This window comes from Streptomyces sp. S063 (assembly GCF_002832675.1).
Taxonomy (GTDB): domain Bacteria; phylum Actinomycetota; class Actinomycetes; order Streptomycetales; family Streptomycetaceae; genus Streptomyces; species Streptomyces sindenensis.
The window spans coordinates 1,779,744-1,802,005 of the sequence record NZ_CP021707.1 but is presented as its reverse complement, the minus strand read 5'-3'; the positions used below and the strand labels follow the sequence as shown (position 1 = coordinate 1,802,005).

The 22,262-nt window shown below is 71.4% G+C and carries 17 protein-coding genes; 6 read left to right on the top strand and 11 right to left on the bottom strand.

Features of this window, described 5'->3' with window-relative positions; translation table 11 throughout:
- Position 1: 1 nt before the first annotated feature.
- Positions 2–808, bottom strand: coding sequence for a site-2 protease family protein (locus CCZ36_RS08050; protein ID WP_128817326.1), 807 nt, complete (start codon positions 806–808; stop codon positions 2–4).
- Between the two features lie 128 nt (positions 809–936).
- On the opposite strand from CCZ36_RS08050, the gene CCZ36_RS08045 reads away from it, so the two are divergent.
- Entirely contained in the window at positions 937–4,503 is a 3,567-nt protein-coding gene (locus CCZ36_RS08045) for a BTAD domain-containing putative transcriptional regulator (protein WP_128817324.1), read from the top strand.
- Between the two features lie 11 nt (positions 4,504–4,514).
- Here CCZ36_RS08045 and CCZ36_RS08040 read toward each other — a convergent pair whose 3' ends face one another.
- The 3 genes from CCZ36_RS08040 to panB all read right to left on the bottom strand — a co-directional run bounded on the left by CCZ36_RS08040 (position 4,515) and on the right by panB (position 7,460).
- A complete protein-coding gene (locus CCZ36_RS08040; protein WP_069737978.1) occupies positions 4,515–5,384 on the bottom strand; it encodes an ABC transporter permease in 870 nt (289 codons plus the stop codon).
- A complete protein-coding gene (locus CCZ36_RS08035; RefSeq protein ID WP_069737977.1) occupies positions 5,381–6,394 on the bottom strand; it encodes an ATP-binding cassette domain-containing protein in 1,014 nt (337 codons plus the stop codon). Before CCZ36_RS08035 ends, CCZ36_RS08040 begins: the two co-directional genes overlap by 4 nt.
- 172 nt (positions 6,395–6,566) lie before the next feature.
- The gene (panB, locus tag CCZ36_RS08030; RefSeq protein WP_069737976.1) at positions 6,567–7,460 is read right to left on the bottom strand and encodes a 3-methyl-2-oxobutanoate hydroxymethyltransferase; all 894 of its coding nucleotides are present in this window, start codon (positions 7,458–7,460) and stop codon (positions 6,567–6,569) included.
- Between the two features lie 203 nt (positions 7,461–7,663).
- Between panB and CCZ36_RS08025 the strand changes: the two genes are divergently transcribed.
- From CCZ36_RS08025 to CCZ36_RS08010, 4 genes are all read left to right on the top strand, one after another.
- Positions 7,664–9,268 (top strand): DHA2 family efflux MFS transporter permease subunit, encoded by a 1,605-nt coding sequence (locus tag CCZ36_RS08025; protein ID WP_128817322.1) that lies wholly within the window; start codon positions 7,664–7,666, stop codon positions 9,266–9,268.
- Between the two features lie 101 nt (positions 9,269–9,369).
- A complete protein-coding gene (locus CCZ36_RS08020) occupies positions 9,370–10,074 on the top strand; it encodes a TetR/AcrR family transcriptional regulator (RefSeq protein WP_069737974.1) in 705 nt (234 codons plus the stop codon).
- A gap of 234 nt (positions 10,075–10,308) precedes the next feature.
- Positions 10,309–11,334, top strand: coding sequence for an endonuclease/exonuclease/phosphatase family protein (locus CCZ36_RS08015; RefSeq protein WP_069737973.1), 1,026 nt, complete (start codon positions 10,309–10,311; stop codon positions 11,332–11,334).
- Between the two features lie 197 nt (positions 11,335–11,531).
- Positions 11,532–12,761, top strand: a complete 1,230-nt coding sequence (locus CCZ36_RS08010) for an MFS transporter (protein ID WP_069742759.1) — start codon at positions 11,532–11,534, stop codon at positions 12,759–12,761.
- A gap of 108 nt (positions 12,762–12,869) precedes the next feature.
- On the opposite strand, the gene CCZ36_RS08005 is transcribed toward CCZ36_RS08010, so the two are convergent.
- The 6 genes from CCZ36_RS08005 to CCZ36_RS07980 all read right to left on the bottom strand — a co-directional run bounded on the left by CCZ36_RS08005 (position 12,870) and on the right by CCZ36_RS07980 (position 19,023).
- A complete protein-coding gene (locus tag CCZ36_RS08005) occupies positions 12,870–14,624 on the bottom strand; it encodes an NAD+ synthase (protein WP_128817320.1) in 1,755 nt (584 codons plus the stop codon).
- A gap of 123 nt (positions 14,625–14,747) precedes the next feature.
- A complete protein-coding gene (locus CCZ36_RS08000) occupies positions 14,748–16,355 on the bottom strand; it encodes a multicopper oxidase family protein (RefSeq protein ID WP_128817318.1) in 1,608 nt (535 codons plus the stop codon).
- Positions 16,356–16,422: 67 nt separating this feature from the next.
- Complete coding sequence (locus CCZ36_RS07995; protein ID WP_164873490.1) at positions 16,423–16,866, bottom strand: hypothetical protein; 444 nt, start codon at positions 16,864–16,866, stop codon at positions 16,423–16,425.
- Between the two features lie 120 nt (positions 16,867–16,986).
- Positions 16,987–17,412 carry a CBS domain-containing protein gene (locus CCZ36_RS07990; protein ID WP_069737969.1) on the bottom strand — a complete coding sequence of 142 codons (426 nt, stop codon included), beginning with the start codon at positions 17,410–17,412 and terminating at the stop codon, positions 16,987–16,989.
- Positions 17,413–17,611: 199 nt separating this feature from the next.
- Positions 17,612–18,346 (bottom strand): DUF305 domain-containing protein, encoded by a 735-nt coding sequence (locus CCZ36_RS07985; protein ID WP_237302608.1) that lies wholly within the window; start codon positions 18,344–18,346, stop codon positions 17,612–17,614.
- The gene (locus CCZ36_RS07980; RefSeq protein ID WP_069737967.1) at positions 18,343–19,023 is read right to left on the bottom strand and encodes a DUF3105 domain-containing protein; all 681 of its coding nucleotides are present in this window, start codon (positions 19,021–19,023) and stop codon (positions 18,343–18,345) included. The genes CCZ36_RS07985 and CCZ36_RS07980 overlap by 4 nt, the downstream gene beginning before the upstream one ends.
- Before the next feature lie 255 nt (positions 19,024–19,278).
- On the opposite strand from CCZ36_RS07980, the gene glnA reads away from it, so the two are divergent.
- On the top strand, positions 19,279–20,640 hold the full coding sequence (glnA, locus tag CCZ36_RS07975; RefSeq protein WP_069737966.1) for a type I glutamate--ammonia ligase: 1,362 nt from the start codon (positions 19,279–19,281) through the stop codon (positions 20,638–20,640).
- A 120-nt stretch (positions 20,641–20,760) separates the two neighbouring features.
- Here the strand turns inward: glnA and CCZ36_RS07970 are convergent, their stop codons facing one another.
- The gene (locus CCZ36_RS07970; RefSeq protein ID WP_237302607.1) at positions 20,761–22,077 is read right to left on the bottom strand and encodes a GTP pyrophosphokinase; all 1,317 of its coding nucleotides are present in this window, start codon (positions 22,075–22,077) and stop codon (positions 20,761–20,763) included.
- Positions 22,078–22,262: the final 185 nt, after the last annotated feature.

Sequence of the window (22,262 nt, the reverse complement as noted above, 5' to 3'; positions counted from 1 at the left end):
GTCAGCCGACCGCGCAGCCCGGATCCTGCTCGTCGAAGAGTCCCCGCCAGAAGCGGTACAGGTCATATCCGCAGTACCGCTGGTACTCCTCGACGCCCAGCGCCCGCAGCAGCGTGTGGATCGCGTCGAAGAAGGCGATGTTCACCTCGGGGATCCACAGGATCGCGAACACCGCGATCAGCCCGAACGGAGCGATCGGCTCCACCTGGCGGCGGATCCTGTACGAGAGCCAGGGCTCGATCACCCCGTAGCCGTCCAGCCCCGGAATCGGCAGGGAGTTCAGGATCGCCGCCGTCACCTGGAGCATCGCCAGGAACGCCAGCGCGTACTGGAAGGCACGCGGCACCCCGTCCAGCGCGTCCAGCCAGAACGGGGCCGTACAGAGAAGCGCGAACGCCACGTTCGTCAGGGGGCCCGCCGCCGAGATCAGGCTGTGCTTCCACCGGCCGTGGATCCGGCCGCGCTCGATGTAGACCGCACCGCCGGGCAGCCCGATCCCGCCCATGATCACGAAGAGCACCGGCAGCACGACGCTCAGCAGCGCGTGCGTGTACTTCAGCGGATTGAGCGTCAGATAGCCCTTCGCCCCCACCGACAGGTCCCCGCTGTGCAGCGCGGTGCGGGCGTGCGCGTACTCGTGGAGGCAGAGCGAGACGACCCAGGCCCCGGTGACGAACAGGAAGACCGCGAAGCCGGTGGCGTCCGCGAAGTCCGTCCACACCGCCCAGCCCGCGACCGCGGTGACGGCGGCGATACCGAGGAAGACCGGGCTGATCCTCCGGTCGCCGCGAGTGGCTGCGGTGGTCATCGGCGTTCGACTCCTGGGGCAGGGGACGGGGTGATCGTACGGTCCGGCACGGCTGGAACGTCCGCGACCGCTTGTGGAGTTCCACCCGGTCAACGCCGGTCCGCCGCCCGTCACGGACAATGGGCTCCGTGCACTACTGCGTCCTCGGTACCACCCGGGCACTCCGCGACGACGGCACGGCCGTCACCCTCGGCGGGGCGCGGCTGCGCGCCCTGCTCACCGTCCTCGCACTGCGCCCCGGCCGGACCGTCCCGGCCGGACACCTCGTCGACGAGGTGTGGGACGGTGACCCGCCCGCCGACGCGGCCGGCGCGCTCCAGGCCCTGGTCGGCCGGTTGCGGCGGGCCCTGGGCCGCGGCGCCGTCGAATCCGTGGCGGGCGGCTACCGGCTCGCCACCCAGCCGGACGCCGTGGACCTGCACCGCTTCGAGCGGCTGGCGGCGGAGGGGAGCCGGGCCCTGGAGGACGGCGACGCCGCCGGCGCCCTCGCCGTCCTGGGGGAGGCCCTCGCCCTGTGGAACGGGCCCGCCCTCGCCGATCTGCCCGACCGTACGGCGATCGCGTCCCGCTGGGAGGCCCGCAGGCTCGACGCGCGGCGGGCCGCGCTCGGGGCGCTCCTCGCCCTCGGGAGACCGGGGGAGGCGCTGCCGGAGCTGGCCGTGCTCTGCGACACCCACCCGCTCGACGAACCGCTCCAGGCGCTGCGCATCAGGGCCCTGCGGGACGCCGGACGCCCCGCCGAGGCGCTGGCCGCGTACGAGGAGGTCCGCACCCTGCTCGACGGCCGCCTCGGCACCGCCCCCGGGCCGGCCCTGCGCGCCCTGCACACCGAACTGCTCCACCCGGAGCCGTTTCCCCGCTCCCCGGGTGCGCCCGCGCCGCGGCCTCATGCCCGGACCCCGGGGGCGCCGGAACCGGTCTCCCGGTCCTCGGCCTCGGCCGCTCCTGGCACCGGGACCCGGCCCGCGTCGGAGCCTTCCGCCCGCCCGGCGGCGTCGCCCGCCCCGGATGCCGCGGCGGGACCGGCCCAGCACCCGCACCCCACGCCCGGCCCCGGTGGTCCGGCCGCCCTCGGCGGTGAGGCCCCCGCCGCGTACCCGCCCGCCCCCGGCAACCTCCGCGCCCGGCTCACCAGTTTCGTCGGGCGCGACACCGACATGGCCGCCCTGCGCGAGGACCTCGGTCGCGCCCGGCTGGTCACCCTGCTCGGGCCCGGGGGCGCGGGCAAGACCCGGCTGTCGCAGGAGACCGCGGAGGCCGTCGCCGAGGCCTGGCCCGACGGCGTCTGGCTGGCCGAACTGGCCCCCGTCGACGACCCGGACACCGTGCCCGAGGCCGTCCTGACCGCGCTCGGCGCCCGCGAGACCGTGCTGCGCGGGGCGGGCGCCGAGGAGTTGCGCGCCGTCGAACGCGTCGGCGACGACCCCCTCGTACGCCTCACCGAACACTGCGCCCCGCGCCGGATGCTGCTCCTGCTGGACAACTGCGAGCACGTCATCGGCGCCGCCGCCGCCCTCACCGAGCACCTCCTCACCCACTGCCCTCAGCTCACCGTCATCGCCACCAGCCGCGAACCCCTCGGCGTGCCGGGCGAGTTCGTCCGCCCCGTCGACCCGCTGCCCGACCCGATGGCCCTGCGGCTGCTCGCCGAGCGCGGGGCCGCCGCCCGCCCCGGCTTCCGTACCGACGCGGACGAGGCGACCGCCGCCGCCTGCGCCGAGATCTGCCGCCGGCTGGACGGGCTGCCGCTCGCCATCGAACTGGCCGCCGCCCGGCTGCGGATGCTCAGCCCCCGCCAGATCGCCGACCGGCTCGACGACCGCTTCCGCCTCCTCACCAACGGCAGCCGGACCCTGCTGCCCCGCCAGCAGACCCTGCGCGCCGTCGTCGACTGGTCCTGGGACCTGCTCGACGCCGCCGAACGCGCCGTCCTGCGCCGCCTCTCCGTCTTCGCCGGGGGCTGCTCGCTGGCCGCCGCCGAGGAGGTCTGCGCCCTGCCCGCCGGACCGGGCGGCCCCGCCGTCGACAGCCTCGACGTGGCCGCCCTGCTCGGCTCCCTCGTCGACAAGTCCCTCGTGGTCGCCGCACCCGGTGAGGACGGGGAGATGCGCTACCGGCTGCTGGAGACGGTCGGGGAGTATGCCGCCGAACGCCTCGACGAAGCGGGGGAGCGGGCCGCGGTGGGCCGGCGCCACCTCGTCCACTTCCGGGAGCTGGCGCGGACGACCGGGCCGGCGATGCGGGGGGCGGGGCAGCGCGCGGCCATCGCGGCCATCCGCCGCGAGTACGAGAACCTGCGCACCGCGCTCCGCCACGCCGTCGCCGCCCGGGACGAGCACGAGGCCCTGTGCATCGTGCTGTCGATGTCCTGGTACTGGATGCTGCGCGACCTGCGCGCGGATGCCCGGCAGTGGGCCGAGGCCGCCTCCTCGCTCGGCCCCGACCCGTTCGCCCGGCCCGGGGTCCGGGCCCCCTCGCTGCCGGAGGCGGCCACCGACCGACCGCCGCCGATGGACGACGACCAACTCGCGGAGGCGCGGCGCGGCTCGGCGCTGATCCAGCTGGGCAGCGTGGACGACGTCTTCTCCGCCTGGTCGGACGCCGAAGGGCAGAAGCGGCTGCAGATCATCGCCGGCGCCTACCGGCCGGGACAGCCGCAGACCTGCCGCATGCCCGGCACGTTCTGGATGTACGCGAACATGTTCACCGGGGACATGGCCCGCACCCGCGAGGCGCTGGACGCGACGGTGCGGACCTGCCGCGCCTACGGCTACGAGTGGGAGCTGGCCGCCGCGCTCCAACTGCGCGCCAACTTTCTGGCCGGTCACTCCGGTCACGCGGACCTGGCGCACGTCGACGCCGACGAGAGCCTGGAGATCTTCACCCGGCTCGACGACGACTGGGGCACGGCCGAGGCCCTGGCGTCCCGCGGCGAGGCCAACGAACGGACGGGCTGCTTCCGCGAGGCCCTGGACGACTACGCCGCCGCCGTGGAGTACGCGCAGAAGATCGGTGCCCGGTCCCAGGTGGCGCTGTTGCGCGCCCGGTACGCCGGGCCGCTCGCCGAGCTCGGCCGGCTGCCGGAGGCCGAGGCCGTGCTGCGGGAGGTCTGCGAAGGGGACCGGTTCTCGAACCACGAGGCCATGCCGGTCGCCCGCATGCATCTGGCCTTCGTCCTCGGGGCGCAGGGCCGGGTGGCCGAGGCCCGCGCACAGGTGGAGATGATCAAGGACGAGTTCACCCGGGGCGACATCGCCGTCTTCAGTGGGTTCGTCTTCGGGATGCTGGCCTGGCTGGACAACCTGGAGGGCGCCTACGCCGCCGCCCTGCGCAACGCCGTGACCGCGCTGGAGCGTTCGCGGGACCGGTTGTCCACGATGATCGCCCCCAACATGCCCTCGGCCCACCTGACGGCGATCGCCCGGGCCCTGGCCGGGCTTGCTTCCGAGAGCGGGGCCGAGGAGCAGGCGTGCGCGGACGCCGCCCGGCTGCTGGGCCTCCAGGCGGCGCTGCTGTCCCCCGGGTACGTTCCGACCATGATCGAGCGCCGCAACCTGGCCGAGGCCGAGGAGGCCGTGCGGGCCCGCCTCGACGACGCGGCGTACACCCGGGCGTACGAGCAGGGCGGTGGCCTCACCCTCGACGAGGCCACCGCTCTGGCGGAGACGTACCGGCGGGTGCGCCCGCTGGGGTGACGTCCCTCGGCTCAGGCCTTCTTGCGGAACTTGGCCACCGCCAGCGGAGCCATCACCAGCGTGATGCCGGCGGCCCAGGCGAGCGTCCACCAGACCGAGTCGCCGACCGGGCCGCCCTGCATGAGCGCCCGCGCCGCGTCGGCGAGGTTGGAGAGCGGGTTGTAGTCGGTGAAGGCCTGGAGCCAGCCCGGCATGGTCTGGGTCGGCACGAAGATCGAGGATCCGAACTGCAGGGGCATCAGCACGAGCATCGCCGTCCCTTGAACAGCCTGGGCCGTCTTCATGGACAGCCCGAGCAGAATGAAGATCCACATGATGGCGGCGCCGAACACCGCCGACAGCGCGACCGCCGCGAGGAGCCCGAACACCGAGCCGTGCAGCTCCATGCCGACGACGAACCCCATGACCAGCAGGATGAACATGGCGACCATCAGCCGGCCCAGCTCGACCACGATCTTGGCGATGAGCACCGAGGACCGGGCTATCGGCATCGTCCGGAACCGGTCCATCACCCCCTTGCGGAAGTCGTCGTTGACGCCGGTCCCGACGGCCATGGCGATGTTCAGCCCCATCATCGCCATCAGCCCCGGCACCAGGTAGTTCACGTACTCCTGCCGGTTCCCGCCGAGGCTGGCGCCGACCGAGCCGCCGAAGACGTACACGAAGAGCAGGATGAAGATGACCGGCATCAGAAGGACGTCGAACATCGACTCCGGGTCCTTCTTGATCTGGAGCATGTTGCGCCGCGCCAGGGCCCCGATGTGCCGGAGGTTGGCCCGCAGCCCGATCCGGCCCTCGTCGGCCACGGTCGCCTTCGCGGGCGCGGGAGCCGGGGGCCCGGCGGGAGCGGCGGCCGGTGTCGTGGTGGTGGTGCTGCTCATGCGGCGGCCTCCTGGGGAGCGGGGTCGAAGAGGGGAGAGGACTTGTCGCCGGTGATCGCGAGGAACACCTCGTCCAGGCTGGGCAGGGCGGTGGAGACATGGGCGAGCGAGAAGCCGCGTACGCCCAGCAGTCCGATGACGGCGGTCAGCTGCTCGTCGCTGAGGATCGGCACGTACAGCAGTCCCTCGTCCGGCACGGCCTGCGCCCCGGCGACGCCGTCGAGCCCGGCTTCCCGGATCGCCTGCGCCATCGCGGCCAGCTCCGCCGGGTCCGAGGGCCGGATGTGCAGGGTGCGGCCGCCGACCTTCGCCTTGAGCTCGTCGACCCCGCCCCGGGCGATGATCTTCCCCCGGTCGATGACCGTCAGCTCCTTGGCGAGCTGCTCGGCCTCCTCCATGTACTGCGTGGTCAGCAGGACGGTGGCACCCTCGGCGACCATCCGCTGCACCTCGTCCCAGACCTCGTTACGGGTCCGGGGGTCGAGCCCCGTCGTCGGCTCGTCCAGATACAGCACGGCCGGGCTGCCGATCATCGAGGCGGCCAGGTCGAGCCGGCGGCGCATCCCGCCGGAGTACTCCATGCACGCCCGCTTGGCGGCCTCGGTGAGCGAGAACCGCTCCAGCAGCTCGTCGGCGCGGGCCCGGGCCTGCTTGCGGGGCAGATCGAGCAGCCGCCCGATCATGTAGAGGTTCTCCCAGCCGGAGAGCTTCTCGTCGACCGAGGCGTACTGCCCGGTGAGGCCGATGGTGCGGCGGAGCTGCCGGGGTTGCTTCACCACGTCGTAGCCCGCGACGACCGCGTGGCCGGCGTCGGGGGTGATCAGGGTGGACAGGCAGCGTACGAGGGTGGTCTTGCCGGCGCCGTTGGGGCCGAGCACACCGAGGACGGTGCCCTCGCGCACATCGAGGTCCACGCCGTCCAGAGCTTTGGTCTCGCCGTAGTGCTTGACCAGCCCCCGCACCTCGACGGCGTTCCGGCCGCTGCTGGGGTTCTTGTCGATTCGTTCCATGCCCACCAGCAGACCAGCGCCCACCGACAGCTCACCGACAGCCCGCCGACACGGGCCGCGGGCGGGCTCCGGGCGTGCGACAGCCCGCCGATGGGGGATGTCGGCGGGCTGTCGGTGGTGCGGGAAATGGTCGGTGGTCGCCGCCGCCGGGGAGCGGCGGCGACCCGGTGGATCAGTGGAAGGTGTGCTCCGCCGCCGGGAACGTGCCCCCGACGACCTCGTCCGCGAACTCCTTCGCCGCGTCACCGAGCACCTTGCGCAGGTCGGCGTACTGCTTGGTGAAGCGCGGCACCTTGCCGCCGGTCAGCCCGACCATGTCCGTGTAGACGAGCACCTGCGCGTCGGTCCCGGCGCCGGCGCCGATGCCGACGGTCGGGATGTGCAGCGTCCGGGTGACCTCGGCGGCCAGCTCGGCGGGGACCAGCTCCAGCACGACGGCGAACGCGCCCGCGTCCTGGACGGCCTTGGCGTCCCGCAGCAGCTGCTGGGCGGCCTCCTCGCCGCGGCCCTGGACCCGGTAGCCCATCGCGTTGACGGACTGCGGGGTCAGGCCGATGTGACCCATGACCGGGATGCCGGCCTCGACGAGCAGCCGGATCTGCTCGTGGGACCGCTCGCCGCCCTCCAGCTTGACCGCGCCGACGCCCGACTCCTTGACCAGCCGGGTGGCGTTGCGCAGCGCCTGGACGGGGCCTTCCTGGTACGAGCCGAAGGGCAGGTCGCCGACGATCAGGGCGCGTTTGGTGCCCCGTACGACGGCGGCGGACAGCATGGCGATCTCGTCCATCGTGACGGGCACGGTGGTCTCGTAGCCGAGGTGGACGTTGCCCATGGAGTCGCCGACGAGCATGACCGGGATCCCGGCCTCGTCGAAGACGGACGCGGTCATCGCGTCGTAGGCGGTCAGCATGGGCCACTTCTCGCCGCGCTCGGTGGCGGCGGCGATGTCGTGGACGGTGATGCGACGGGTGGACTTCCCTCCGTACAGCGCTTTGCTGCTGTCGGCGGGGGAGGGCCGGCTCCCACCGGCGGGGGAGGGCTGATTCTGCGCAGCCTGAAGCGACATGGCCAACGGCTCCTTCGTCATCTCGAGGCGCCCTGACGGCGTCCCCGGATCCCTTCCATGGTGGCATCCCGCCCCACCACTCGGGAAGTGGGCCCACGGGCACTCGGGAAGCGGGCCCGCACACCCCATCCGTACGGCTCCGTTGGGCAAAGCTTTAACAATACGAGACGGTCTCGTATCGAAATGAGGTTAGGCTCGTCCCCATGCCCATACCGTCCGGCGCCCCCGCCACGCCCCGTGTTCCCGAGGCGATCCACCGCCGCCGCTGGTGGATCCTCACCGTCCTCATGTTCAGCCTGCTCATCGTGGTGCTGGACAACTCGATCCTGAACGTCGCGGTCAAGACGATCGCGAGCCCCGCCCCCACCGGCATCGGCGCCACGCAGAGCGAGCTGGAGTGGGCGATCAACTCCTACACGCTCGTCTTCGCCGGACTGCTGTTCACCGCGGGCCTCCTCGGCGACCGGATCGGCCGCAAGAAGGTCCTCCTGGCCGGCATCCTGGTCTTCGGCCTCGGCTCCGCGCTGGCCGCCTTCTCCGCCTCGCCCGGCGAGCTCATCACCTGGCGGGCGCTGATGGGCTTCGGCGCCGCCTTCGTGATGCCCGCCACCCTCGCCGTCCTGATGAACGTCTTCGAGCGCGACGAGCAGCCCAAGGCCATCGGCATCTGGGCGGGCAGCGTCGGTCTCGGCATCGCCATCGGCCCGATCACCGGCGGACTGCTCCTGGAGCACTTCTGGTGGGGCTCGATCTTCCTGGTGAACGTCCCCGTGGTCGTCATCGCCCTGATCGCCATGGCGATCCTGGTCCCCGACTCCCGGGACCCGAACCCCGGAAAGGTCGACCCGCTGGGCGTCGCGCTCTCCATCGTGGGCCTGGTCCTGTTGGTGTACGGGATCATCCGGGGCGGCGAGCTGGCCGACTTCACCGACACCACCGTGCTCCTCGCCATCGTCGGCGGGCTGCTCGTGCTGGCCGGATTCGTCTGGCACGAGAAGCGCAGCAGCCACCCGGCCATCGACATCACGTACTTCCGGAAGCCCGCGTTCTCCGCCGCCGTGGCCGCCATAGCCCTGGTCTTCTTCGCCCTCATGGGCGTGACCTTCTTCTCGGCCTTCTACCTCCAGAGCGTGCGCGGCTACACCGCCCTGGAGTCGGGCCTGCTGATCGTTCCGCTCGCGGCCGCTCAGATGGTCTTCGCGCCCCGGGCCCGGCTGGTCGTCGACCGCTTCGGCGCCCGTGCGGTCTGTACGGCCGGCATGCTGCTCGTCGCGGCCGGGCTCGCGTCGTTCGCCCTGTTCGACGCCGGTACGCCGGTGTGGGTGATGTGCCTCGTCTTCTTCGTGCAGGGCACCGGGATGGCGCACATCATGCCGCCCGTCACCGTTGCCGTGATGCAGGCGCTGCCCCGCGAGAAGGCCGGTTCCGGTTCGGCCATCAACAACACCTTCCGCCAGGTCGGCGGGGCGCTCGGCATCGCGGTTCTGGGCTCGGTGCTCTCGACCGTCTACCGGGGGGGCATCGAGGGCCACCTCGGCGCGGTCCCGGCGCGGGTCAGGGACGTGGCGGGCGAGTCCATCGAGGCCACGCTCGGCGTCGCCGAGAAACTCGGCCCGGTGGCCGGAAAGCCCCTGGTCGCCGCTGCCAACGACGCGTTCATCAGCGCCATGCACGTGACCGCGCTCGGCTCGGCGGCCGTGGCCCTGATCGGCGCCGTGGTCGTCGGCCTGTTCCTGCCCGGCCGTCCTCCGGCGACGACCGGGGCCCCCGAGGAGACCCGGCCCCCGGCGGAGCAGCTGACCCGCTGACCGGTCGCCCCGACGGGTCCCGTCGATCCGCGCCCCCGGGTCGGCGAGAATCGGGGCGACGGACATACGGCGACGACGGCGCGGCGAGAGGCGGCTTCACGGTGCAAGGCCAGGACGGCGAGCGGGACGGGCGCGGGGCAGGGAACGGGGGCGAACCGCGGACCGGGGCACCGACCGGGACGCCGGCAGGGGCTCCGACCCGGGCGCCGGACGCGGAGCCCCGCCGCGGACGCCCCCGCTCCGCCGCGGCGGAACGGGCGATCCTGGACGCCGTGATCGCTCTCCTGGAGGCGGGCGAACCTCTGGCGGGCCTCTCCATCGAGCGCATCGCGCGTACGGCGGGCGTCGGCAAGGCCACGATCTACCGTCGTTGGTCGGGCAAGGAGGAGCTGTTCGTCGACGTCGTACGGGACATGGAGCCCGACGACCCGCCGGTCTCCGGCACCGAGGGCCTCGCCGACCTCCGCGTCATGCTGGAATCCCTGCGCACCCGGGGCCTCGCCCAGCGCTCCTCGGTGCTGCTGCACAACATCTTCGCGCAGATGAAGAGCCACCCGAAGCTGTGGAACGAGTACCACGACACGGCCATCGCCCCCCGCCGGGCCGCGATGCTGGAGGCGGTGCGGCGCGCGGTGGCGGCCGGGGAGCTGCGCGACGACCTCGACGTGGAGCTCATCGACGACCTCTTCGTCGGCCCCATGCTCGTCCGTACGGCCCACCGTCCCGACGCGCCGCTGCCCGACGACCTCGCGGACCGCATCATCACCACCCTGCTGGAGGGGCTCGCCCCCGCGGCACGAGTGTGATCGTTCTGTCACAAGGCGCCCCGGCGGGCCCCGGGCCGGAACCCGTCGTCCCGCCTCCGTCGTCCTGATCTCCGTACGGCATCTCCGTACGGTCGTCGAAGGCGGGACACCGGCCGGACCCGCCACGTCGGCGGCCCGGCGGCGGGCCGTCAGGTCGGCGGCGGGAAAGGCGCCGCTCATCACCTAGGGTCGAGAGCGCGGCGATGTGCACGGCAAGGCAGTGAGGACAGCGCGATGGTGCAGGCGTACGGGGCGGACACGGACAACGGCAGCGCGAAGCAGCCCGGAGCCCGCGGATCCCGCTTCCGGGGCCTGTGGGACAGGCTGCGGAACGACCGGGGCGTCTGGCGGCGCGGCATCCTCCTGGCCCTCTGCTCGGTCCTGCTGACTCTGCTGATGGTCGTCCACGCGCAGATCCCCAACCGGCTCGGCAACCTCGGCAGCCTCATCGAGACCTTCCTGCCGTGGGTCGCCGTCTTCATCCCGGTGCTGCTGGTCCTGGGCCTGCTCCGCCGCTCCGCGACCGCGACGATCGCGCTCCTGCTGCCCGCGGTCGTCTGGCTCAACATGTTCGGCGGCCTGCTCACCGACAAGTCCGGCGGCGGCGGCGACCTCACCGTCGCCACCCACAACGTCAACGCGGACAACCCCGACCCCGAGGGCACGGCCCAGCAGGTCGCCGGATCCGGGGCGGACGTCGTGGCCCTCCAGGAACTCCCGGGCCGGCAGGTCTCCACGTACGAGAAGTCCCTGGCCGGCCGCTACCCCTACCACTCGGTCCAGGGCACCGTGGGCCTGTGGAGCAAGTACCCGCTGGCCGACACCAAGCCCGTCGACATCAAGATGGGCTGGACCCGGGCGATGCGCTCGACGGTGAGGACCCCGCAGGGCGAGGTCGCGGTGTACGTGGCCCATCTGCCGTCCGTCCGCGTGAAGCTGCACGCCGGGTTCACCGCCAACCAGCGCGACGACAGCGCCGACGCGCTCGGCGAGGCCATCGCCGACGAACGCGTGGAGCGCGTCGTCCTCCTCGGCGACCTGAACGGCACGATGAACGACCGCTCGCTGAACGCGGTCACCGCGCAGATGCGCTCCACCCAGGGCGCGGCGGGCGACGGATTCGGCTTCAGCTGGCCCGCCTCGTTCCCGATGGCCCGGATCGACCAGATCATGGTCAAGGGCGTCGAGCCGATGGCCTCCTGGACCCTCGCGGCGACCGACAGCGACCATCTGCCGATCGCGGCCCGCGTGGAACTGTGATCACGGCCACGCAACCGCCCGTTCACCGCCCGGCATAAAACGTCTGCGACAATTTGTTCCAGTCGCATACATAAACGAGACTCAGCCGTCGCCCGGCGTCCACGCCGAGGCGACGGCTCTTCGTTCTGCCCTGCCCTGCCCTGCCCTGCCCTGCCCTGCCCTGCCCCTGACCCGCGTGACCGCGAAAGGCTCTCCCCATGCCCCTGGCCCTCCTCGCCCTGGCCGTGAGCGCCTTCGGCATAGGCACGACGGAGTTCGTCATGATGGGCCTGCTGCCCAACGTGGCGGACGACCTCGGCACGTCCGTGCCCACCGCCGGATACCTCGTGTCGGCGTACGCGATCGGCGTCGTCCTCGGCGCTCCGCTCCTCACCGGCCTGGGCTCCCGTGTCCCGCGCAAGAGGATGCTGCTGCTCCTGATGGCGCTGTTCACCATCGGCAACCTCGCCTCGGCGCTCGCGCCCGACTTCGGCTGGCTGGTCGCGGGCCGCTTCCTCGCCGGCCTCCCGCACGGCGCGTTCTTCGGCGTCGGCGCGGTGGTCGCCGCCCGGCTGGTCGCCGAGGGCCGCCAGGCGCGGGCGGTGGCGACGATGTTCCTCGGCCTGACGGTGGCGAACATCGTCGGCGTCCCCGCCGCCACCCTCCTCGGCCAGCACCTCGGCTGGCGGGCCACGTTCCTCGTCGTCGCGGCGATCGGGCTGGCCGCGATGGCGGCCCTGGCCCGCCTGGTGCCCCCCATCCCGGTCGAGGCCCACCAGGACGTCCGACGAGAACTGCGCGCCCTCGGAAACCGCCAGGTGCTCCTCGGCCTGCTCACCGCCGTCTTCGGCTTCGCCGGGGTCTTCGCGGTCTACTCCTACCTCTCGGCCATGACCACGAAGGCGATGGGCTTCGGCGAGTCCTCCGTCACCCTGGTCCTGGCGCTCTTCGGCATCGGCATGACCCTGGGCGCCCTGGCCGCGGGCCCCCTCACGGACCGCGCCCTGCGCCCGACGTTGTACGGATCGCTCGGCGCACTCGCGCTGGTCCTGGTGGCGTTCCCGTTCACGGTGCACGTGCAGTGGGCGGCGCTGGCGATGGTGGTGCTGCTGGGCGCCGTCGGCTTCATGACGACGACCCCGCTCCAGATGCTGGTGATGAACAAGGCGAAGGACGCCCCCACCCTGGCCTCCGCCTCCAACCACTCCGCCTTCAACCTCGCCAACGCGGGCGGCGCGTGGCTGGGCGGCGTGGCGATCGCGGCAGGCTGGGGCTGGACGTCCCCGGCGTTCGTGGGCGCCGTGCTGGCGGTGGCGGGCCTGGCGATCGCGGCGACGGCGGGATTCCTGGACCGGGGCGAGGGGAAGCCCCGCTCCCGAGTGGTGGCAACCCACCCGGCGCCCCACTCCAGCCCGTCCGGCACCCACTCCAGCCCGTCCGGCGTTTGAGGACGGAACCGGCACGCCGACGGGCCGGCCACCCCACGTGGGTGGCCGGCCCGTCGGCGTTCGAGGACAGAGGCGGCCGCCGGACGCCCCCGGCAACCGCCATCCGCGCTAGGACGACTCGCGCCAGCGATTCGTGATCGGCAACCGTCGGTCCTTCCCGAACCCCTTCGGCGAGATCTTCGTCCCCGGCGGATACTGTCGCCGCTTGTACTCCGCCGTATCCACCATCCGCAACGTCTTCGCCACCAGCTCAGCGTCGAACCCGGCCGCGACAATCTCGTCCATGCCCCGGTCGCGGTCCACGTACAGCTCCAGGATCGCGTCGAGCACCTCGTAGTCCGGCAGCGAGTCCGTGTCGACCTGCCCCGGCCGCAGCTCCGCGCTCGGCGGCTTGGTGATCGAGGCCTCGGGGATCGGCGGGGTCTGCCCCCGCTCCTCCGCCGCCCGGTTGCGCCACTTGGCCAGCCGGAACACCGACGACTTGTAGACGTCCTTGATCGGCCCGTACGCGCCGACCGCGTCCCCGTACAGCGTGGAGTAGCCGACGGCCAGCTCCGACTTGTTGCCGGGGGCCAACACGATCGGCCCCTCCTGGTTGGAGAGGGCCATCAGCGTCGTACCGCGCAGCCGCGCCTGGAGGTTCTCCTCCGCCAGCCCACTGAGCTCCAGCGACCCCATGTACGCGTCGAACATCGGCGCGATCGGCACCGTGCGGAAGTTGAGCCCGGTACGCCGTGCCAGCTCGGCGGCGTCGTCCTTGGAGTGCTCCGAGGAGTACTTCGACGGCATCGAGACCCCGTACACGTTCTGCGCTCCGAGCGCGTCGCACGCGATGGCCGCGCAGAGCGCCGAGTCGATGCCGCCGGAGAGCCCGATCAGCACACTGCTGAAACCGTTCTTCGCAGCGTACGCACGGAGCCCCACGACCAGCGCCGAGTAGATCTCCTCCTCGTCCTCCAACCGCTCCGCGTATCCGCCCGTCAGCTCCGGTTCGTAAGCGGCGACCGGCTCGTCGGAGATCACCACGTGGTCGATCCGCAGCCCGTCGTCCACCACGCCCGACAGCGCTTCGGCGGCAGCCGCGGGCAGCTCCAGGTCGAGGATCACGCTGCCCTCGGAGAACTGCGGGGCGCGGGCGATGACCTCGCCCTCCTTGTCGACGACGATCGAGTCACCGTCGAACACCAGCTCGTCCTGGCCGCCGATCATCGCCAGATAGGCCGTCGTGCAGCCGGCCTCCTGGGCCCGCTTGCGGACCAGCTCCAGCCGGGTGTCGTCCTTGTCCCGCTCGTACGGCGAGGCGTTGATCGACAGCAGCAGCCCTGCCCCGGCGGACCGGGCGGCCGGGACGCGCCCGCCGTCCTGCCACAGGTCCTCGCAGATCGCGAGGGCCACGTCGATGCCGTGGACCCGGACGACGGGCATCGAGTCGCCCGGCACGAAGTACCGGAACTCGTCGAACACCCCGTAGTTCGGCAGGTGGTGCTTGGCGAAGTTGAGCGCGATCCCGCCGCGGTGCAGCACGGCCGCCGCGTTGCGCGGGGACCCGGCCGGCTGCCCGTAGCGCGCCGCGTTGTGCTCGGAGCGGTCCAGGTAGCCGACGACGACCGGCAGTTCGCCGAAGCCCTCCGCGTCGAGCCGGGCGGCCAGCGCGCGGAGCGCCTGCCGCGAGGCCTCGACGAAGGACGACCGCAGGGCCAGGTCCTCGACGGGGTATCCGGTCAGCACCATCTCGGGGAACGCCACAAGGTGGGCGCCCTGCTCGGCGGCGTGCCGGGTCCAGTGGACGATCGCCTCGGAGTTGCCGGCGAGGTCGCCGACGGTCGAGTCGATCTGATTCAGTGCGAGGCGTAGTTGAGGCACGTCCACCAGTGTAATCGTCTTTCTGACGCGATGTCCCGGTGGGCCGGGCAAAATCTGCTCCGGCCCACCGGAACCGCAGGTGGGAGCGGCTGTCCGCGCCGCACCACGGCGGGGCGCGGGAGATCAGCCCCGGTAACCGAGGACCGTCATCATCCCCGCCTCCGCGTGGTAGACGTTGTGGCAGTGGACCATCCACAGCCCCGGATTGTCGGCGTCGAAGTCCACCGTCAGCGACCGGTGCGGCAGCACGATGGCGGTGTCCTTGCGGGCCCCGGCGGCGTTCCCGCCGAGGGCGAAGGTGTGCCCGTGCAGATGCAGCGGATGCCACATCGCCGTCCCGTTGTCGAAGATCAGCCGCACCCGCTCGCCCGCCTCCACCGGCCGCCGCCGCTTCGCGTCGTACGGCTGCCCGTCGAAGGCCCAGTCGTACCGCGCCATCCCGCCGGTGAGCCGGATCCGGATCGTCCGGTCCGGCAGCCGGGTGGGCAGTGCCACGGACGGGTCCGGGACCAGCCGCCCCGCCTGCACCACCTTCCCCTCCAGCTCCTTCGGCCGTACGGAGGCGTCGGGCGCGGCCCCGCTCCCGGTCCGCAGGACGGCGAGGGCGGCCGCCTTCTTCCCCTCCGCCGCCGCCGTCAGCGGGAACACCCCGTCGCCGGCGGTGACGAGGACGTCGTACCGCTCGCCCATCCCCAGCAGCAGCGCGTCCCCCGTGGTGTGCCGGACCGGGAACCCGTCGGTGTGCGTCACGGTCATCCGGTGCCCGCCGAGCGCGACACGGAAGGCGGTGTCGCCGCCGGCGTTGATGATCCGCAGTCGAATGCGGTCACCCGGCCGCGCCCGGAACGTCTCCGGATCGTCCGCGACCCGCCCGTTGACGAGATGGTGCGGATAGGCGACATCACCGGCATCGCCACCGAGCAGCTCACTGCGGGCGCCCATCATCATCCGCGAGGGCCCGCCGACACCCGGTTCCGGGTTCTCCTCCTCCTCCTTCTTGTCGTTCGGCATGGTGTGCGCGCCGTGATCCATCCCGCCGTGCCCGCCGCCGCTCATGCCTCCGGACAGCTCTTCGAGAACGGCGTCCGGAGTGGACCCGTCCACCCCGTCGACCCAGTCGTCGAGGACGACGACCCACTCCTTGTCGTACGCCAGCGGTTCCTTCGGATCCTCGACGATCAGCGGTGCGTACAGCCCTCTGTCCTGCTGGACGCCGGAGTGCGGGTGGAACCAGTACGTCCCCGGATGCGGTACGGCGAACCGGTAGGCGAACGCGGCCCCGGGGGCGATGCTCCGCTGGGTCAGCCCGGGGACGCCGTCCATGTCGTTGCGGAGTGCGAGCCCGTGCCAGTGCAGGGAGGTGGGCTGCGGAAGGTGATTGGCGAGGGTGAGGGCGAGGGTGTCCCCGGCGGTCACGCGCACCTCGCGCCCGGGCAGCCGGTCCCCGTAGGCCCAGGAGGCGACGGTGGCGCCGCCGCCCAGATCGAGCCGGGTCCGGGTGGCGGTGAGGGAGACCTTCCGTACGGGCCCGGAGCCGCGCGCCGCCTCGGCGGCCTCGACCTCCTTGCCGCCGGGCGAGACGTACGTACCGGAGTCCTGGGCTCCACCGCCGGGGGAGTGGGCGCCGCCGTGGCCGCTGCCGCCGTCGGAACAGGCGGCGAGGGCTCCCGTACCGGCGACGGCGAGCGCGGCGCCGAGCACGGCGCGGCGAGGGAGTTGGTGCATGGGCATGCTGAAGACACCTCTGAAGTGCTGTGGTTCGGGTGAAGGTGAAGGGGCGGAGGTGAGACGCCCACTCCTACATACGCAGCACCGAGGCGCCGGCGAGCACCGATATCGGGGGAGGCGGATTCGGCCGCAGCGCGTGCGGGAGCCCCGCCCCCGCCGGCGTACCGAGAGGCCGCCCGCCGACGCGTGGCCCGAGCAGCCAGGAACCGACGAGGGCGAGGCCCCAGACGCCGAGGACGGCGAGGCAGACGGAGAGCGGATCCATGCCGCTCATGGGGGCATCGGCCCCGGGGGAGCCGTGTGGCGAGGGGTGCCCGGCCGCGGCGGCCGACGGCGACGGCGTGTCCGACGACGCGGATGCCTCCATCGGCGAGGACGCGGCCGATATCGCGACGGCTCCGCCGTGCTCGGCCGGATGCCCCACCGTATGCATGGTGACGATGCCGAACAGCAGAGCGGCGAACAGCATCAGCTGCCCGTACGTCACGCCCCCGCTCCGCGTCCTGACCGCCATGCGGGCCACCCTACCCCCGGCGGGTATACACACGGACAGTGGCCCGGCACCCCTCCGCCAGAGGCGGAGCGGGGGCGCCGGGCAACCGTCCCGCTCACGATTCGGCTCCTCGGCCGGGAGTCAGCCGCGGGAGTAGACCTTCTCCGCCCAGCCCGCGATCTGCTCCTCGGTGAGGTGCTGTGCGAGGTCGGCCTCGCTGATCATGCCGACCAGCTTCTTGTTCTCGACGACGGGAAGCCGGCGGATGCGGTGGGTCTGCATCTCCTCCAGGACCGCGTCCACGTCGGCCTCCGCCTCGATCCAACGGGGCGTGCCCTGTGCGAGATCGCCCGCCGTGACCTTCGACGGGTCGTGCCCCTTGGCCACACAGCCGACGACGATGTCGCGGTCGGTGATGATGCCGATCATCCGGTCCGAGTCGCCGTCGGCGGAGACGGGCAGGGCCCCCACGTTGTGCTCGCGCATCAGCTGCGCCGCACGGTCGAGGGTCTCGTGGGCCGGGATCCAGCGGGCCCCGCTGTGCATGATGTCTTTGGCGGTCGTCATGGGGGATTTCCTCCTGCGTGCCGATGGCACTGCCGTACGGCCCCGAGCGCACCCATCGTCATCGGCCGGGAGGGCAGGCGCGACCGCAATCACCCGTTCGGGTGCGCAGGCCCGGGGACGCAAGCTGACGCGGGGGCGGTATGCCCCGGGCCCCCGCGCGACATGCTCACCCGCGCGACATGCTCCCCCGCGCGGCTTCTCAGGTACGCGGCTTCGCCCCGCGCTCGGTGAGCATGTCGCGCATGAGCCCCAGCTCGGACTGCTGCCCCTCGACCATGCCTCGGGCGAGCCGCTGCTCCACCGGGACGGTGCACCGGGAGGCACAGGCCTCGGCCATGGCGACGCCGCCCTTGTGGTGGTCCGTCATGAGCTGGAGGTAGAAGACCTCGGCCTCCTCGCCGTCGAGGCGCGCGAGCCGCTCCAGCTCGGAACGGGAAGCCATCCCCGCTATGAGCACACCGTCGCCGTCACCGTCCGGATGATGCCCGCCGTGGGCGTGCTGGTCCCCGTCGCTGCCGCCCATCCAGGCCATCGGGGGCTCGTCGCCGCCCGCGACCTTGGGCAGCCCCCAGAGGTCGAGCCATCCGAGGAGCATGCCGCGCTGGTTGGCCTGGGTGTTGGCGATGTCGTACGCGAGACGGCGTACGTCCTCGTCCTTCGTACGGTCGCGGACGATGAACGACATCTCGACGGCCTGCTGATGGTGGACGGCCATGTCCCGGGCGAACCCTGCGTCGGCGGAGTCCGGGGCGGGTGCGCCGGCCGCGCGGGGCGCCGAACCGTCCTCACGGGCGGAGGCGACGGCGGCGGCCCCGGCGAAGAGCAGGGCCAGGGCAACGGCTGCCCCGGCCGCCCACCGCACCCGCGCGGTCTTCCGCCGTTCCGCACCGACTGCCGGGTCAGCCGCTTCTGCCGCGTCAGCCGTGTCCGTCACCGCGGTGCCGTTTCCAGCCCGCCGGTGCAGGGGGCGCCGGGCTCGGGCGTCTGGGCGCCCTGGACGTACTGGGCGAGGAACTGGTCCACCCGCCGGTCGTCGGCGGAGTCCACGGTGACCTGCTTGCCCCAGGCGCTGAGCGTGATCGCGCCCTCCTGGCCGGCGTACGGGCTCATCAGGGTGAACGGGGTCTTCCTGACGCGCTGCGCGAGCGCGGCCACGTCGCCGTCGGCGGCCTTGTCGTTGTACGTGACCCAGACCGCGCCGTGCTCCAGGGAGTGGACCGCGTTGACGTCGGGGAGGGCCTTTTCGTATACGTCGCCGTCGCAGTTCATCCAGGACGGGTTGTGGTCGCCGCCGACCGGAGGCTTCATCGGATAGTCGACGGTCCCCGCCACGTGGTTGCGGGTCAGCTTCGCCGCGTCCCAGGACTTCAGTCCCTCGATGGCCCCGCCCTTGGCGTCGCCGTGCCCGCCGGGGTGCTTGCCGTCGTGGGCTGCCGAGGCGTTGTCGGACTTCTCGTCGGCCGCGGAGTTCTCCAGGAGCATGAACGAGCCGAAGGCGACGAGACCGGCCACGACGGCGGCGCTCAGCCCTATGGCGACGGCCCGGTTGCGGGTGGAGCGCGCGCGAGGGTCGGGGGCCTGGGGCTGGGGGTACCGGGGGTCGAAACTCATGTCGTGTGAGTCCTTCTGCGAAGGGGCCGGGAGGCGGGGAACGGTCCGTGGACCGGGGGGCGCGGACAGGCGGGAAGCCGCAGGGGGAGCGGGCCCCGAAGCTGTCCGCCGCTCGGTCGCCGATCGTAGTGGGTGGCCGAGTGCTCTCTCTCACACCGTGTGCGTAATCTGGGGGAAATCCCGGGTCGCGATACTGAAGTGTCCCCCTACCCCGGGCGGTGGTGCACGGACCGTCTGAACTGCAAGGATGTGGCAATGGACAAGCAGCAGGAATTCGTCCTCAGGACCCTTGAGGAGCGCGACATCCGCTTCGTGCGGCTGTGGTTCACCGACGTCCTCGGGTTCCTCAAGTCCGTCGCCGTCGCCCCGGCCGAGCTGGAGCAGGCCTTCGACGAGGGCATCGGCTTCGACGGCTCGGCGATCGAGGGCTTCGCACGGGTCTACGAGTCGGACATGATCGCCAAGCCGGACCCGGGCACCTTCCAGATCCTGCCCTGGCGCGCGGAGGCCCCCGGTACGGCACGGATGTTCTGCGACATCCTGATGCCGGACGGCTCGCCGTCCTTCGCGGACCCGCGCTACGTCCTGAAGCGGATCCTGGCCAAGACGTCCGACCTGGGCTTCACCTTCTACACGCACCCCGAGATCGAGTTCTTCCTGCTGAAGAACAAGCCGGTCGACGGCGCCCGCCCGACGCCGGCGGACAGCTCGGGCTACTTCGACCACACGCCGCAGAACGTCGGCATGGACTTCCGCCGGCAGGCGATCACGATGCTCGAATCGATGGGCATCTCGGTGGAGTTCAGCCACCACGAGGGCGCCCCCGGCCAGCAGGAGATCGACCTGCGGTACGCGGACGCGCTCTCCACGGCGGACAACATCATGACGTTCCGTCTGGTGATGAAGCAGGTGGCGCTGGAGCAGGGCGTGCAGGCGACGTTCATGCCGAAGCCGTTCTCGGAGTACCCGGGCTCGGGCATGCACACCCACCTCTCCCTCTTCGAGGGCGACCGCAACGCGTTCTACGAGTCGGGCGCGGAGTACCAGCTCTCCAAGGTGGGCCGCTCGTTCATCGCGGGCCTCCTGAAGCACGCGGCGGAGATCTCGGCCGTCACCAACCAGTGGGTCAACTCCTACAAGCGCATCTGGGGCGGCTCCTCCCGCGCGGCCGGCGCGGGCGGCGAGGCCCCCTCGTACATCTGCTGGGGCCACAACAACCGCTCCGCGCTCATCCGCGTACCGATGTACAAGCCCGGCAAGACCGGCTCGGCCCGTGTCGAGGTGCGCTCCATCGACTCCGGCGCCAACCCGTACCTGACGTACGCGGTCCTGCTCGCCGCGGGCCTCAAGGGCATCGAGGAGGGCTACGAACTCCCGGCCGGCGCCGACGACGACGTCTGGGCCCTCTCCGACGCCGAACGCCGCGCGATGGGCATCGAACCGCTCCCGCAGAACCTGGGCGAGGCGATCTCGCTGATGGAGAAGAGCGAACTGGTCGCCGAAACCCTGGGCGAGCACGTCTTCGACTTCTTCCTGCGCAACAAGAAGCAGGAGTGGGAGGAGTACCGGAGCGAGGTCACGGCCTTCGAGCTGAAGGCGCTTCTGCCGGTGCTGTAGCGGTAGTTCGGACGGCTGAGGTCGTCGAGGTGTGATCCCGGGCCGGAGGCGATGAGCCTCCGGCCCGGGGCGTTCCGGTGGGTTGCGGGCGGTCGCGGGATCGCCGAGGCGGGCGGCTGCTCACCCGGCCTGCGGAGGCTCCTTCAGCTTGGACAGCCGAGCCGTGACGGCGACGATCCTCTCGATCGCTTCCTGAAGGAAAGCAGCCCCGGGTATTTCGCCGCTGTGGACCAGGTCGTTCCGGATCCGCCGCAGGTAGTCGAGTTCGCGCTTGAGGGGTTCGGTGAGGTTCGGGATCCTGTTGATGAGAGCCCCCACCCCCATGAAGCGGGTGTCCTCGGGGTCCACGACAGCGAGCGCACGCAGGGTCTTCTCCAGCGCTGTCCATTTGGACCAGAACCGGCCGACGATTTCATCGGACACTGTGGGCTGGTCGGAAGAAGGGGGGTTCATGGACGAGAAGCTCATCTGGAATTGGATTTCCTCGAACCTCCGGTACCGCCCAGGATCCTCTGAGATTATCGCATCAATCACCTGATCGGCCAGTGGGCGCTCCTCCAGGTTTTCGTGGAGGGATGAAATGAAGGGTGCCAGCGAATTGGGTGTGTTGAACTCCAGATCGGTGAGAAGCTGAAAGAGGAGGTCGACACGGCCGATTCCCGACTCTCCGACCGGGCTTTTGCGTTCCTGGTTTGCGTGAGCGAGTATATGGGCGGCGAGTTCGTAATGGTTGAGGAAGGTGCGGTCGGTGCTGGCGACACGGACCTCTCCTGCCTTCTGCAGCATTTCGAGGGCGATTTCACCGGCCAGGACCAGCCCGTTGAGTTGGTCCAGAATGTGGAGCTCCTCCTGCGAGAGGCCTCCTTCGAGTGGCTTGTAGATGAGGTCGTGCTCGACCTCGGACCACGAGTGCATCAGAACCGAGGCGACCTGGATCTCCACTCGCGCTTTGGCGTACCTCTTGTCGCTGTCCCCCAGGCTGCGTTCGGAGAGCTGGGCCCTGTAGTGCGCGGCGGAGTAACCGGAGAATTTCTTGGAGGGGTTTGCCTTCGCGGGATCCGGGAAATCTCGCCTCTCCTCCAGGAGGTGGAAGAACCTGTTGATGATTCTGTCCACGCGGTCCCGGTCCCCGGGGAAGTAGAGGGCGACGCGTACGCCTGCCAGGTCGACGATGTCGCTGTAGATGTCCTGGATTTCCTTGTAGGGATCTTCTGCGTTGCGCTTCTCACATTTCTCGGCCAGCCGGGATATGTCCTTGGCGCGATGTGTCACGATACAGCGGATGCCTGACCTGTGGAGGTTGCTTTCCAGCGTTTCGGCGGCCAGCCGGGCAGCCTGGCTGTAGAAGTCGTATTCTCTGATGTATCTGGAAATGAATTCCTCGATCAGCTGCATCTTCGGACCCGTCGTCGTGTCTACTGAGTAGGGCTGCACCATGCGTCGGACAACAGGATGCCCCAGGGCGCCGGAGAGGTTTCCGTCTTCAGGAAAGTTCCCTCTGCCGGCGATGGCGCCGGCAGAGGGAACAGCTATTGAGCAGTTCGTTCAGAATTGACGGCTATGCCCTCCAGGGGGAGAGTTGCACCTTCCGCAGCGTCATGTGGTCCGGTGGACATACGTCC

Bases quoted from the DNA above. Each gene is read 5' to 3' on its own strand.
- glnA (WP_069737966.1), top strand. From the start codon at position 19,279: ATGGACAAGCAGCAGGAATTCGTCCTCAGGACCCTTGAGGAGCGCGAC.
- CCZ36_RS08015 (WP_069737973.1), top strand. From the start codon at position 10,309: ATGGTGCAGGCGTACGGGGCGGACACGGACAACGGCAGCGCGAAGCAG.
- CCZ36_RS08000 (WP_128817318.1), bottom strand. From the start codon at position 16,355: ATGCCCATGCACCAACTCCCTCGCCGCGCCGTGCTCGGCGCCGCGCTC.
- CCZ36_RS07980 (WP_069737967.1), bottom strand. From the start codon at position 19,023: ATGAGTTTCGACCCCCGGTACCCCCAGCCCCAGGCCCCCGACCCTCGC.
- CCZ36_RS08050 (WP_128817326.1), bottom strand. From the start codon at position 808: ATGACCACCGCAGCCACTCGCGGCGACCGGAGGATCAGCCCGGTCTTC.
- panB (WP_069737976.1), bottom strand. From the start codon at position 7,460: ATGTCGCTTCAGGCTGCGCAGAATCAGCCCTCCCCCGCCGGTGGGAGC.
- CCZ36_RS07990 (WP_069737969.1), bottom strand. From the start codon at position 17,412: ATGACGACCGCCAAAGACATCATGCACAGCGGGGCCCGCTGGATCCCG.
- CCZ36_RS08040 (WP_069737978.1), bottom strand. From the start codon at position 5,384: ATGAGCAGCACCACCACCACGACACCGGCCGCCGCTCCCGCCGGGCCC.
- CCZ36_RS08035 (WP_069737977.1), bottom strand. From the start codon at position 6,394: ATGGAACGAATCGACAAGAACCCCAGCAGCGGCCGGAACGCCGTCGAG.
- CCZ36_RS07995 (WP_164873490.1), bottom strand. From the start codon at position 16,866: ATGGCGGTCAGGACGCGGAGCGGGGGCGTGACGTACGGGCAGCTGATG.
- CCZ36_RS07970 (WP_237302607.1), bottom strand. From the start codon at position 22,077: ATGGTGCAGCCCTACTCAGTAGACACGACGACGGGTCCGAAGATGCAG.
- CCZ36_RS08025 (WP_128817322.1), top strand. From the start codon at position 7,664: ATGCCCATACCGTCCGGCGCCCCCGCCACGCCCCGTGTTCCCGAGGCG.
- CCZ36_RS08010 (WP_069742759.1), top strand. From the start codon at position 11,532: ATGCCCCTGGCCCTCCTCGCCCTGGCCGTGAGCGCCTTCGGCATAGGC.